11 protein-coding genes are annotated in these 13,999 nt (G+C 44.8%); 8 read left to right on the top strand and 3 right to left on the bottom strand.

Annotated features, from left to right (window positions below; translation table 11 throughout):
* Positions 1–183: 183 nt before the first annotated feature.
* Complete coding sequence (locus tag DYADSP32_RS19560) at positions 184–558, top strand: BlaI/MecI/CopY family transcriptional regulator (protein ID WP_149241182.1); 375 nt, start codon at positions 184–186, stop codon at positions 556–558.
* A gap of 2 nt (positions 559–560) precedes the next feature.
* The gene (locus DYADSP32_RS19555; RefSeq protein ID WP_149241183.1) at positions 561–2,495 is read left to right on the top strand and encodes a M56 family metallopeptidase; all 1,935 of its coding nucleotides are present in this window, start codon (positions 561–563) and stop codon (positions 2,493–2,495) included.
* A 45-nt stretch (positions 2,496–2,540) separates the two neighbouring features.
* Here DYADSP32_RS19555 and DYADSP32_RS19550 read toward each other — a convergent pair whose 3' ends face one another.
* Positions 2,541–3,608 (bottom strand): ferredoxin--NADP reductase, encoded by a 1,068-nt coding sequence (locus DYADSP32_RS19550; RefSeq protein WP_149241184.1) that lies wholly within the window; start codon positions 3,606–3,608, stop codon positions 2,541–2,543.
* A gap of 160 nt (positions 3,609–3,768) precedes the next feature.
* On the bottom strand, positions 3,769–4,986 hold the full coding sequence (locus tag DYADSP32_RS19545) for a pyridoxal phosphate-dependent aminotransferase (protein ID WP_149241185.1): 1,218 nt from the start codon (positions 4,984–4,986) through the stop codon (positions 3,769–3,771).
* A 373-nt stretch (positions 4,987–5,359) separates the two neighbouring features.
* On the opposite strand from DYADSP32_RS19545, the gene DYADSP32_RS19540 reads away from it, so the two are divergent.
* The 6 genes from DYADSP32_RS19540 to DYADSP32_RS19515 all read left to right on the top strand — a co-directional run bounded on the left by DYADSP32_RS19540 (position 5,360) and on the right by DYADSP32_RS19515 (position 12,967).
* Positions 5,360–6,169, top strand: coding sequence for a 3'-5' exonuclease (locus DYADSP32_RS19540; protein WP_149241186.1), 810 nt, complete (start codon positions 5,360–5,362; stop codon positions 6,167–6,169).
* Between the two features lie 170 nt (positions 6,170–6,339).
* Positions 6,340–6,675 carry an NADH-quinone oxidoreductase subunit NuoK gene (gene nuoK, locus DYADSP32_RS19535; RefSeq protein WP_149244758.1) on the top strand — a complete coding sequence of 112 codons (336 nt, stop codon included), beginning with the start codon at positions 6,340–6,342 and terminating at the stop codon, positions 6,673–6,675.
* A gap of 102 nt (positions 6,676–6,777) precedes the next feature.
* Positions 6,778–8,694 carry an NADH-quinone oxidoreductase subunit L gene (gene nuoL, locus DYADSP32_RS19530; RefSeq protein WP_149241187.1) on the top strand — a complete coding sequence of 639 codons (1,917 nt, stop codon included), beginning with the start codon at positions 6,778–6,780 and terminating at the stop codon, positions 8,692–8,694.
* A gap of 56 nt (positions 8,695–8,750) precedes the next feature.
* Positions 8,751–10,205 carry an NADH-quinone oxidoreductase subunit M gene (locus DYADSP32_RS19525; protein WP_149241188.1) on the top strand — a complete coding sequence of 485 codons (1,455 nt, stop codon included), beginning with the start codon at positions 8,751–8,753 and terminating at the stop codon, positions 10,203–10,205.
* 77 nt (positions 10,206–10,282) lie between these two features.
* Positions 10,283–11,680, top strand: a complete 1,398-nt coding sequence (locus DYADSP32_RS19520; protein ID WP_149241189.1) for an NADH-quinone oxidoreductase subunit N — start codon at positions 10,283–10,285, stop codon at positions 11,678–11,680.
* Between the two features lie 168 nt (positions 11,681–11,848).
* Entirely contained in the window at positions 11,849–12,967 is a 1,119-nt protein-coding gene (locus tag DYADSP32_RS19515) for a nucleoside-diphosphate sugar epimerase/dehydratase (RefSeq protein ID WP_149241190.1), read from the top strand.
* Positions 12,968–12,973: 6 nt separating this feature from the next.
* On the opposite strand, the gene DYADSP32_RS19510 is transcribed toward DYADSP32_RS19515, so the two are convergent.
* Positions 12,974–13,900 carry an alpha/beta hydrolase gene (locus tag DYADSP32_RS19510; RefSeq protein WP_414617908.1) on the bottom strand — a complete coding sequence of 309 codons (927 nt, stop codon included), beginning with the start codon at positions 13,898–13,900 and terminating at the stop codon, positions 12,974–12,976.
* Between the last annotated feature and the right edge of the window lie 99 nt (positions 13,901–13,999).

The following is a 13,999-nucleotide window of genomic DNA, read 5'->3' as shown; positions in this document are numbered from 1 at the left end:
AAAAAAATAAGGCCCTCGGATGATTCTGGCGGCCTTATTTTTTTGATAAAGTCTTTTATTTCAATGTAGTAAAACATATAACAAGAATATCTACGAAAAAAATCGTAACTAAATTTGCAAGTACGATTTTTTTCGTAGACATTTGGTACGAAGATCATCGTATTCATTTATTAGCCATTTTTTATGTACATCAAACCAACCGATTCGGAGCTCGAAATTCTCAATTATTTATGGGAAGCCGGGCCAAGTACTGTAAGGGCCGTTCACGACTTCCTTGCAGCCACAAAAGACGTGGGCTACACCACCACCCTAAAGCTCATGCAAATTATGCATGACAAAGGATTACTTTACAGAACGGAACAAGGCCGCTCGCACATTTACGTGGCGTTGCTTGGCAAAGAAGAAACGCAACAAAATTTGCTGGGTAGACTCGTACAGACCGCCTTTCAAGGCTCTGCGGCGCAGGTAGTCATGCAGGCCCTTGGAAATCACCAGACGTCGAAAGAAGAGCTGGATGAGATTCGCGAATTATTAAATAGCATCGAAAACAATCGTTAGCCATGAAAATCCTTTTAGAATTATTCTCGGACTCTGTTGTCTCCGCCTTGGGCTGGACCCTGGTACACTCGATTTGGCAAGGTACCTTGCTTGCATTGATGGCTGCTGTTTCGTTTTATTTTATGGACAAAAAGCCTGCGGCATACAGGTACAATCTGGGTCTTGTGATCCTGAGTACCCAATTCTTAGCGTCTGTTGCTACCTTTTGGTACAATTTAATCAGACTTACCGGGCCTGAATCGATATTAGCCATACAGCCGGGTGGTCCATTTTCAGCAGGTAAACCCTTGCAGGAAATGGATTATAACGTGGCTCTTGGCACAAAGGTGCAATTATGGCTACAGGCTCACATCCAGGAGTTGGTTATTTGCTGGCTTATTGGCTCATCCGTTCTGCTATTACGATTTGCCGGGGGCTGGCTTTACGCGGAGTTGCTTCGCTCCAAAGCCACAATGATCACAGATAAGAATTGGCGCACTCGCTTCGCCGTACTTTCGGCAAAGCTGAATATTGCAAAGAATATCGAATTCTGCGAGACAAGCCGCATTTTAACGCCCATGGTCATCGGCGCATTCAGGCCGGTCGTGCTCCTCCCCATCGGATTATTGACCGGGTTTCCGGTTTCACAGGTAGAAGCCATTCTTGCTCATGAGCTGGCTCACATTCGTCGGAATGATTACCTGATCAATTTACTTCAGTCGGTAACAGAGGTCATATACTTCTTTCACCCCGCAATTTGGTGGCTGTCCGAAAAGATACGGACAGAGCGAGAACATTGCTGTGATGAAGTAGCATTAGAAATTTGCGAGGATAAAATGACCCTGGCCCATGCACTGTTCAAAGTAGCCGAATGGCAATCGACGCCGACCATGGCCATGGCATTTGCGTCACGAAGGCCTTTACTATTACAGCGTGTTCGCAGAGTGCTGGGGCTGGCACCAAAACCTTCAAAACCATTCTCAACATTACCCGCCGTCTTTGTAGCCATGAGCCTGGTAGCGGGGGTTTCGATGTACGCCATTGGCCAAAACGAAAAAAAGACTGAAGCAAAATCGGCGAAGGCTAAGCTGAATACCGTTAAAGCGGACAAAGTCCTGACGGCGGTAGAAGCTTCATCGGACACCGTGATCATGGGAACAAGGGAAAAGCCCATGGATTCTATTGTAGTGAAGGTAGATTACAGCGACCCTGCCCTAAGTAAAACAAAGACCGATTTCAAGGCTACTTCCACTTCGGGCACCGAAGAGTTCGCGGGCAATTACGGTAAAATTGATATGGATAGCCAGGGTAATGTTACCCGCGTTACGGTTGTGAACAATTATTCTCCTGATGACTATCAAAAAGTAATGGGCAGGATCTTAGCATTACAGGCGGAGCTTGATAAACTCAGATTTGAGGGTGAAAAAGCGGCTCGGGAACGGGAGAAAAATATATTTGACGGTGAGCGTGCCTACCGTGAACTGGAAAAAATAGAATGGGCAAGGCAAAAAGTGGCGCTAACCCGGTCTGACCTGACAATGAAACGGGCGGGATTATTACGTCAAGACGAAAAAAAGGGTCAGCAGAAATTGGCCGATACGGAAATTGAAAAGCTCCTGGCTGAATATGAGGAAAAAATAAAAGACCAGGAGCAGAAAATAGTCGATTACAACCAAAGGCTGGTTCAGGCAAGGCTGGAGACTTTTAAAGCTGAAGAGCCGCTCAGAGAAACTGAAAAAAGAATCACGATTTTGGAAAACAAAATGGTAGAACTTAATAAGGAACTCGAAATCGAGTCGGGAAAATTGCAAAAGCTAGGGCCACCACCACCTCCACAGATGAGACTAGGTACCATAGCTCCTCCTCCACCTCCGATTGAACCAAGGCCTGTATCAAAAGTTAAAAAAGCAACTCCTGCTACTGCGCCTCCACCGCCTCCGGTTCCTCCAAAAAAATGACAAAAAAACCGTCTGAAACATTCCAGACGGTTTTTTTGTGTTGTTTTACTCCACTTCAATCACCACGTCATCCGTCATCGGATGGGTCACACAGGTTAAAATAAAACCCTCATTTCTTTCTGCCTCCGATAAGGCGTCTTCTTCGTCCAGATGCACCGTCCCTGAAGTGCAACGCCCCATACAAGCTGTGCACATACCCGCCTGGCAGGAATAGGGCAAATCAATGTCCATATTCAGCGCTGCTTCGAGTACAGTCTCATGTGGTTTTACCGGAAGCTTGTATTCGGCACCTTCATAGATCAGCGTTATTTCCCTGGTTTTGATGGTGTCCTCCACTTCCTCTACCACGACGTCTCCCGGCTGCTGCGAAGTTGCCGTTGCAAAACTTTCCTTACGGATTTTCGCTTCCGGAACGGCCAGAATAGCCAGAGCCCGATGTGCCTCTTCCATCATATCGTCAGGTCCGCAAAGGAAAAACTCCGCTTCTTTTTTCTTCAGATCGGGAAATTGCTCTAAAATCTTCAGAAGATGCGTTTTGTTCAACCGCCCCCTCTCGCCTGCCCACTTATCCGACGGCTGGCTCAGGGTATGAACGATTTTTAAGCGTTCCTTATATTTCTGCTGTAAAGCATCCAGCTTTTTACGAAAAATAATACTTTCTTCGTTCCGGCTACCATAGATGAGGATCACCTCACTTTCAGGCTCGACCATCAGAATGGACTTGAGGATAGAGTACAAAGGAGTAATGCCACTCCCTGCCCCCACAAACACCACCTGCCTCGTTTGATCGTCGGCCTGTTTCGGAAAAAAAACACCCGCGGGTTCCAGTGCTTCGAGTACATCATCTACTTTGAGCGTGTCCAACAGCATGTTTGAGGCAAATCCGCCCGGAACGCGTTTGATGGTTATGGCAAGGGATACATCAGTGTAGGGTGAACTCGACATGGAGTAGGAGCGCCGTACTTTTTTGTCCTCCACGGGCAGAAGTAACGTTAAAAATTGTCCCGGCCGGTAACTCACCACCTCATTGAGCGGATGCCAGAAGTGGATGGTAGACGCTTCCTCCGTCTCCTTTTCTATTTCTTTTACTTTTAAAAAATAATATTTACTCATTGTGTGAAGCAGTAAGCCGATGGCTATGAGCTGTTAGCAAAGTACTGAGAATATCTGTTATCGTAGCTTTAACACCAATACGAGCTCCGAAATTCGATTTTTATACAAAAGCCTCATGGACATCCGATCCCATGAGGCTTTCAAAAGATATCAACTTTAATTATTTCAGAGTTGCCACCGCGTCTTTGATACGTTGCACTGCTTCCACAAGAGCCTCATCTGCAGCTGCAGTGGAGATACGTATGCAGTTGGGTGCACCGAATCCCGAACCGGCTACGGTTGAAACGTAATATTTATTGAGGATCCAGTTTGAGAAATCGTCCGAATCTTTGATGATAGTGGTTCCGTCAGATTTACCAAAATAATAGCTCACATCAGGGAATGCGTAAAACGCGCCCTCGGGAATCCTTACTTTGAATCCAGGTATTTCTTTCAACAGGCCAATCACAAGGTCACGACGACGTTTGTAAGCTTTTGCCATTTCTTTTGACGGTTCCATCGTACCGTTGAATGCAGCCGTAGCTGCTTTTTGTGCAATAGAGTTGGTACCCGATGTAACCTGGCCCTGAAGCTTTTCAATTCCATCGGCAATCCATTTTGCAGCCGCTGTAAAACCGATTCTCCATCCGGTCATTGCATAACCTTTGGCAACACCATTCACTGTGATAACCCGGTCTTTCAAAGCAGGAATGGATCCAATACTGAAATTGCCCTCTTCGGTGAAATTGATATATTCATAAATCTCATCGGCCAGAACATAAACATCTTCATGTTTTTCAATGACCGCTGCAATTTCTCGAAGCTCTTTTTCAGAGTATACCGCACCTGTAGGATTATTTGGTGAGGCATACATGACGATTCGGGTTCGGGGCGTAATGGCTGCCTCCAGCTGAGCTGCAGTTACTTTAAAGTCATTCTCAAAAGCACCATCAATGATCACTGATTTACCCTCGGCAAGTTTTACCATTTCGGAGTAACTCACCCAGTAAGGAGCAAATATAACCACTTCATCTCCCGGGTTAATCAGAACCTGGATCACATTGGCAAGCGAATGTTTTGCACCGGTAGAAACCACGATATTTTCGGGCTTCCAATCTATATTGTTGTCACGTTTCAGTTTATCAGCAATGGCCTTTCGCAAATCAGGATAACCTGCTACGGGTGAGTAACCATGGAAACCATCATCGATGGCCTTTTTTGCAGCCTCGCAAATGTGTGCGGGCGTCTTAAAGTCTGGCTCTCCCACGCTCAGACTGATTACTTTATGGCCTTGGGCAGCCAATTCACGTGCCATTTTGGTCATCGCCAGCGTCGAAGATTCTTCGAGGGCGGTGATACGGTCGGCCAACAACCGGGCTTGCTCTGCTACTGCGGACATTGCAACAAAAAAATTAAGTTAAAAAAGGATATTATGATCTATATCAACAAATTGCCCGCAAAGGTAGGGGTTTTTTAGGTGTGAAGTAAAATTGATCGACCTAAAAAAGAAAAGAAATACTAATAGCTGCTGCAAGGAGAGCTAGCCTTTTGAATGTTTCTCAAAAATCAGTCCTACTATGGATAGCGCCCATCCTTAGGACACTCTCACTCTGCACCATCCAAAATTGTCGACGATTATACTTACAAAAGCTCTGTTCAAATTTAGAATCAATATAAAAAAGAACTGTAAAAATCGAAACTGACCGCTTATTTTGGGCTGTAAACATGTAAAGCGTAACTTCGCCCCTTCAAAACCAAATGGATTCCGCCTTATGCATACCCTTCATCTCAAAAAGCCTCTGGCTTTTTTTGATCTTGAAACCACAGGAGTAAATATTGCCCGCGATCGCATCGTGGAAATTTCCGTGGTCAAGGCATTGCCTAACGGTGAAACAGAAATACGGACCCGACGTGTTAACCCGGAAATGCCCATTCCGCTGGAAAGTAGCCTGATCCATGGTATTTACGACGAAGATGTAAAAGATGCTCCTACGTTTAAGAGCCTGGCCAGGAATCTGGCAAGTTTTCTGGAAGGATGTGATTTAGCGGGCTTTAACAGCAACCGGTTTGACATACCCATGCTCGTGGAAGAATTCCTGAGAGTAGGTGTGGAATTTGATGTAAAAAACAGGCGTACCGTAGATACACAGCGAATTTACCACATGATGGAACCCCGGAATCTTTCGGCGGCTTACCAGTTCTATTGTGGCAAAACGCTGATGGGTGCCCATAGCGCCGAAGCCGATACCATTGCCACATTTGAAGTACTGCAAGGGCAGATCGCTAAGTATGAAGGGCAGAAAGTAATCGACTCCCATGGCAAAGAGCTGGGTTCAATACTGAACGATGTATCTTCATTGCACGAACTGACCGCGGCGCGTATCATTGATTTTGCAGGGAGAATGGTTTTTAACGATAAAGGTGAGGAAGTATTTAACTTTGGAAAACACAACGGAAAGCGAGTAGCCGATATCCTTAAAAATGAACCCTCATTTTATGACTGGATGATGAAAGCAGAGTTTCCCCTTGATACCAAAAGAAGGCTCACCGAAATAAAACTGCGTGCCTTCACACAGCGCTAAAAGAAGTAAGCGGCGGACAGTTGGTACAAAGAACTATTTATAACTATTTTTGCCAATTAACACAAGCATGGTTTTTGAAATGGGCTCAGTGATCCCTTCAACTCCTTTAAAATATTGATTTTTTAACCGAATACAATCAAGGCCAATCTGTTATGATCCCAAACCCTTATATGCCAGAGGTTAGTATACCAGCGATTATTCAGAGCATCCCACTTCAATATTATCTCATTCTCAGCACCTTACTATTTGTAATAGGGATCATTGGCGTTCTGACCAGACGTAATGCGATCGTGATATTTATGTCTGTTGAGTTGATGCTGAACGCAGCCAACCTGCTTTTGATCGCCTTTTCATCCTATCGCTCAGATCCGGCGGGCCAGGTGTTTGTGTTTTTTATCATGGCTGTTGCAGCTGCCGAAGTTGCGGTAGGTTTGGCAATCATTGTTATGATTTACAGAAATACCCGTAATACTGACATTGGTTTTCTCAATAAATTGAAATGGTAAAACAAGAAGAAGTCAAATAGAAAATCACCTTATTCTGAATTCCGGTTAACGTGTGACAATTCCTTTTTCAGTAAAAAGAGATCAAAGATTTTTAAAATAGATATGTCCGAATCATTACTCATTCTCATTCCATTACTTCCGCTGCTCGGTTTTCTGATCAACGGACTTGGATTTCCTCATATACCAAAAGGAGCTGTCGGAATCATTGGCACATTAGCCGTTGTGGCAAGTTTTGTGTTATCTGTGATGACTTTCAACGCTTTTCTGGCCAATGGAAGCCAACCTGTAACCGTTCCGCTTTTTGACTGGATCACCGTTGGTAAATTGAACATTCCCTTTGCATTTCAAATCGATCAGCTTTCATTGCTGATGTTGATGGTCATTACCGGAGTTGGATCGCTCATACATCTCTATTCGATCGGGTACATGCACCACGATTCCGGATTTGGCAAGTTCTTTGCTTATCTGAATCTCTTCCTTTTCTTTATGCTGATCCTGGTGCTGGGATCCAACTATGTAATCATGTTCATTGGCTGGGAAGGTGTAGGATTGTGCTCCTATTTACTCATCGGTTTTTGGAACAAAAATACCAGTTATAACGACGCCGCGCGCAAGGCCTTCATCATGAACCGTGTAGGGGATCTTGGGTTTTTGCTTGGTATTTTTACAATCATCGCAACGTTCGGCTCAGTTGAATATGCTGATGTGTTCAAACAAGCGTCCGCCATGCAGGTGGGCGATCCCGCATTGATAGCCATTACCCTGTTCCTGTTTATCGGAGCGATGGGTAAATCGGCCCAAATCCCTCTTTACACCTGGCTTCCGGACGCCATGGCGGGACCTACGCCCGTTTCCGCTCTTATTCACGCAGCTACCATGGTAACGGCCGGGATTTACATGGTGATCCGTTCAAATGTATTCTACTCCCTGGCACCCTCGACGCTCGAAATAGTGGGTATCATCGGTGCTGCTACGGCTGTTTTCGCCGCATCAATAGGGCTTCTGCAAAATGACATCAAAAAAGTACTTGCCTATTCCACTGTTAGTCAGCTGGGTTATATGTTTATGGGCTTAGGCGCTATGGCGTACTCATCCTCCATGTTCCATGTCATGACGCATGCCTTTTTCAAAGCCCTTTTATTCCTTGGCGCCGGTAGCGTTATTCATGCCATGTCCAACGAACAGGACATCCGGTCCATGGGTGGATTACGCAAAAAATTGCCAATTACATTCATCACATTTTTGATTGGAACATGGGCAATTTCCGGTTTACCTCCCTTTGCCGGCTTCTTCTCCAAAGATGAAATTCTGGCGCATGTTTTTGAGCATAACAAATTGCTCTGGGCCCTGGGAGTTCTGGGCTCATTTATGACGTCCTTTTACATGTTCCGTTTACTTTTTCTCACCTTCTTTGGTGAGTTCAGGGGTACACACGAGCAGGCTCATCACTTGCATGAGTCACCTGCCACAATGACTATTCCGTTGATGGTATTGGCTGTATTGTCTGCTGCTGGTGGGTTACTAGGTGTTCCCGAGGCACTTCATGGCTCCAACTTTCTGGGAACGTTTATGTCTCCACTCTTTGACGGGGCCCGCCAGGCCAATCCTGCTGCATTCGCTGCTACACACCTTTCGCATACAACAGAATACATTCTGATGGCCGTTTCTGCTGGTGTAGCACTGGTTGCATTGATCATCGCTTATGTCATGTACATCCAAAAGGCGGCTGTTCCGGCTTCTGATCGGGTGGAAAAGTCGGCATTACAGCGTGTGATTTACAACAAATATTATGTTGATGAATTGTATGACTCGGTTTTTGTAAAACCAATGAATACACTTTCAAATGCTTTATACAGTTTCGGAGAATTCTTTATTGACCTGTTTGTCAACGGAACTGCGAGATTTATCAATTTCCTTGCGGGATTATTGCGTAAAACCCAGACAGGCTCAACCGGCGACTACGTATTCGCTATGGTTTTGGGTATCGTTGTTATTTTGTTCTGGAAGCTTTTGCTTTGATCCCTTGAAAACTATTAATACCGTTCACTACTGTTGCTGACCGTTGACTTGAAAATATGCTTACTCTTCTTTTAATACTTATACCTATTGTAGCTGGGGCGCTAACCTTTTTATCAGGTGAACGTTTTGCAAAACAGGTGGCCCTCATCGGCGGATTGGCGGAGTTGGGTCTGGCCATTTTTGTCTGGACCAAATTTGATCCTAACCTCAGCTTCCAATATAGCTTTAAATACAGCTGGTTGCCATCTGCCGGCATTTCTTTTGGCGCCGGAGTCGATGGAATAAGTTTGGTACTGGTGTTGCTGACGGCTTTTCTATCCCCGCTGATTATATTATCTGCTTTTGATCGTAACTATAAAAACAGCGCTACTTTTTACTCGCTGATACTGTTTATGGAAGGCGCTCTGATCGGCGTTTTCACCGCCACAGATGCATTTCTTTTCTACCTGTTCTTTGAAGCAGCACTGATTCCTGTGTATTTCTTAGCCGCCGTATGGGGTGGAGAAAACAGGGCCAAGGTTACCTTCAAATTTTTCATTTACACCATATTTGGTAGTTTGTTTATGTTCGTTGCATTGGTGTATCTGTATTATCAAACGCCAGGCACGCACTCGTCAGAAATTACCGCGTTCTATAACCTGCAGCTCGACACACAGCAGCAAGGATTCATATTCTGGGCATTTTTCATTGCTTTTGCCATCAAAATGCCATTATTCCCCTTCCATACCTGGCAACCCGACACCTACACGGAGTCGCCCACGCAGGCAACCATGTTACTGTCGGGGATCATGCTGAAAATGGGTGTGTACGGCCTTATACGAATGCTAATTCCCATTGTTCCTTTGGGTATGGAATCCTACGGATTAGTCGCCATTATTCTCTCCGTGATCGGAATTATATATGGCTCCATCATTGCTATTCAGCAACGCGACATGAAACGCTTAATTGCCTACTCTTCCTTCGCTCACGTAGGGCTGATGGCAGCAGGTGTGTTTTCGGTTTCTACCAACGGGCTCCAGGGGGCGCTTATTCAGATGCTCGCACACGGTATTAACGTGGTGGGATTATTTTTCGCCATTGATATTATTTACGCAAGGACTAAAACCCGTTATCTGGATCAGCTTGGAGGTATTTCTCAAACCTCGCCTCATTTCAGCGTATATTTCATGATTCTGCTTCTGGGCAGTGTGGCATTGCCTTTAACAAACGGCTTCGTAGGAGAGTTTCTTTTATTGTCCAGTGTGTTCCATTACAACGCCTGGTTAGGCGCGATCGCGGGGCTCACGATCATTCTGGGCTCTGTTTACATGCTACGCCTTTTCCAAAAGTCAATGTTTGGGGTGAAGTCCAACCTGGTGGAGGGTTTTACCGATCTGACGATGAGTGAACGTGCCGTGTTACTACCATTGATCATTATGGTGTTCTGGATAGGAATTTATCCCAATACATTTTTAGAGATCTCCGGGCCGGCAGTAAGCCATTTATTGGAACTCGTTGGAAAGAATCAGTAAGTAGGATAAATAAAGTCGGATGGCTATACACCAAAACGGATAGCTACTTTTAAATGACAAACGATAATAAATAATATATGTATCCCATTGTTTTGTTGTCAGTTTTTGGAATCGTTGCACTCTTCCTGGGGTTCTCGAAATCTAAAAATATACTCTTGCCTTCAACCCTTCTATTTCTCGCGCTCGCGCTCGCAGGAAACTTCTATGAATGGAATGATGGCCCGTTACTCTATTTTTACGATATGTTTCGGGTAGATAACCTCACGTTATCTTTCAACGGAATTGTGCTGATATCTGCGTTTATGATCGTTGCCATTTCGGGAGGATTTTATGACAATGCGGATGCAGAACCTGCGGAATATTATAGTTTAATGCTATTTTCCCTTGTAGGAGCAATTATGATGATTGGGTTTGAACATCTGATCATGCTCTTCCTGGGTGTAGAAATTCTGTCGGTTGCCATGTATGTACTTACAGGTAGCAACAAACGCAACCTTCGTTCCAATGAAGCTGCGCTGAAATATTTCCTGATGGGTGCTTTTGCAACCGGTTTTATGCTTTTTGGAATTACGCTGCTTTACGGTGCCACTGGTTCTTTCGACCTGAGTGATATCCGGGGTTTTGCCGCCAGTGTAAGCACAGGTACGCCATCTTATCTTTTGTACGCAGGCTTGCTGTTGCTGCTGATAGGCATGTTGTTCAAGGTTTCGGCTGCGCCATTCCATTTTTGGACACCTGATGTGTATGAGGGCGCTCCTACGATTTTCACCACATTTATGTCGACCATCGTGAAAACGGCGGGATTTGCAGCCATTTTCAGATTATTAAGTAATTCATTTGCAAATATTTACAGTTTCTGGTGGATTGTCATTGCGGTTATTGCAATACTGACATTATTGGTGGGAAACATTGGAGCCACCAGCCAGCGAAGCTTTAAAAGAATGTTGGCTTACTCAGGGATCTCACATGCGGGTTATTTGCTTATTGCGATTACCGCGCTCTCCAGCCCTACCTCCAAATCCATCGTCTTCTATTCATTGGCCTATTCACTTTCTACCATTGTGGCATTTGCCGTACTGATGCTGGTTTCAAAAGAGAAGACCATAGAGGGACAGCCCGACGAACGTTACGAAGCATTTAACGGGCTTGCCAAGAACAACCCTTTCCTTGCCTTTGTACTGACGGTTTCAATGCTTTCACTCGCGGGAATCCCTTTAACCGCCGGTTTTTGGGGAAAGTTCTTTATCTTCACTAGCGCTGCAGAAAGAGGAATTATCTGGATCACCGTTATTGCTGTCCTTATGTCTACGGTGGGTATATATTACTATTTCAGGGTAATTATAGCGTCCTATGTAAAACAGGGCGACCTGCCTCAGATCCGAGTAGCTCCATTTTTCCTGATCATTCTGGTCTTGGCTACATTTTTCACCATCCTGTTCGGGCTTGCACCAGGGCTGTTTGAAGGATTGATCTAAACATCATATTTTTGTTCAAAATGAGCTGTATCCTTCGATACGGCTCATTTTTTTATGCCCGTACAAAACTGCCTCGCTGCAAGGTTTTTTCTTGATCAGTTACTTATTCCCAAATTTTACGTATAGCCTTCAATTGTTGTTTATCGCTCCGGATCAGACTCATAATTGATGAATACACAAAGGGCTAATACTACTACTGCCTCGTCCTCAGATCAAAAGGCGTTTAGCGTAGAAGAATTGTTGTATCGTGAGGAGATTGTACTTCCTTATGGCCATATTCAACACCATGTTTTCAGCCGAAGAATATTGATCACCGGTGCATCGGGTTCAATTGGTAGCCAGCTATCACGACAAATTGCCCAGTACGAGCCATCCGAATTAATCCTGATTGACAAATGTGAAGGCACATTGTCCAGCCTGGAAGCAGAGCTACGAAAGCTATTCACCAGCTTAAAACTAACTGTACTAATGGCTGATATTTCGGACGAAGTAAGAATTGCGCATATTTTTCACGCCACAAAACCTCATGTGGTTTATCATACAGCCGCTTTGAAGCATGTACCATTCGTTGAAAAGCAACTTTATGATGCCATAAAAACCAATGTATTGGGGACAAAAATACTGGCCGACACTTCCAGTAAGTTGAAAGTCGAAAAATTTGTCTTTGTATCGACCGATAAAGCCGTTAATCCGTCCAGTTTCATGGGAGCCTCCAAGCGTTTCGGAGAAATTGTGATGGCAGATCAAAATAAACGTCTTCAAAGCAGCACCCAGTTTATTACTGCCCGATTCGGGAACGTACTGGGGTCGAGCGGATCGGTAGTGAATATATTTGATACGCAAATAAGAGAAGGGGGACCCATTACCATCACACATAGGGACATGACCAGATATTTCATGACACCCTATGAAGCCGGGCAACTTCTGCTGGAGGCTGGTGCTACGGGAACGGATGGTCAAATTCTGATTTTTAAAATGGGCGATCCGGTTAACATTTCAGATCTTGCCATCAAAATGATCCGTTTACAAGGATTGAGGCCAGGCAGTGACATTGAAATCATATACACTGGAATCCGGCCGGGAGAGAAACTCCACGAACAGCTGCTCAGCGATACCGACCAGTTGTTGCCTAGTCATCACCATCAGATTTTTGTTGCACGCCTTAAAGACGATTTCATCATAGATGTTGCTGATTACATCGAGAAAATGAAGCAAGCCATGCAATCCAGCAATACGGCACTGATGCGGTCTTTACTCAAACTGGCTGTCCCGGAATACGGTATCTGATGACTTTCATTGAGGAATCATCTGTATTACCCTGAGCCATTGACCCACCCTGCCAAACCACTCTGCGAATTCTGGTTCCTTCAGATATCCATGCTCCCCTTTTGCATAAATATGAAGGCCCGCTTCGATCCCATTGTTTATTAATGATTTATAAAATTGTATACTGTTCTCAACCGATACAACAGTGTCATCGCCGGCATGAGTTAAAAATGCCGGTGGGCTCGATTTTGTAACTTGTAGCTCATTAGAAAAATATCGGACAGTTTCTGAAGATGGCGATGCGCCCATCAGATTCATCCCCGATCCTTTGTGCCCCACCTTGTCCAACAAACTGATCACCGGATACACCAGCACCATAAAATCTGGACGTAGGCTTGTTTTAGCCGGGTTACTAATAAAGGTACTATCGAAATGAGTGCCTGCCGTAGCAGCCAAATGACCTCCTGCGGAAAAACCCATGATACCAATTTTTGTCGGATCCACGTGCCAATCCTTGCTGTGTTCACGAACCACTTTGATAGCCTGCTGAGCATCCTGCAACGGGCCTATCGAACGAACTTCCATGGTTCGATCGGACGGAAGCCTGTATTTTAAAACAAATGCCGAAACGCCCATTTTATTAAAAGCCTCGGCTACCCTGAATCCCTCCCGGTCCATAACCAATGCGCCATAACCACCCCCCGGACATATGATCACAGCCGCACCGTTGGATTTTTCAGCAGGCGGCAGAAAGACCGTCATGGTGGGCAGGGAAACATTCCTCACAACCCCTTTTAGGCTTGTTTCCTCATCCGCTGCTTTTATTGCAAAGGGGATTTTTCCATCATACAATGGCAAAGTCGGCTGAGCGAAGCAATCCATCGCAAAAGCTGACACCATAAGCAGAGATAACAACAATCGTAGCGCGGAGAAATAGGTCGAAAATATGTTCATAGAATGGTTGAAATAAATGAGTTTAGCCGCTTTGCCATCCACGCTGTTCCAGGATTACTGCTTGCAGCCTATTTTCTAATCTTTTTCTAATAATAAAGC

It is taken from the genome of Dyadobacter sp. 32 (assembly GCF_902506755.1).
Classification (GTDB): domain Bacteria; phylum Bacteroidota; class Bacteroidia; order Cytophagales; family Spirosomataceae; genus Dyadobacter.
Note: the sequence above shows the minus strand (reverse complement) of the source record. Positions and strands in the feature narration are given on the sequence as shown.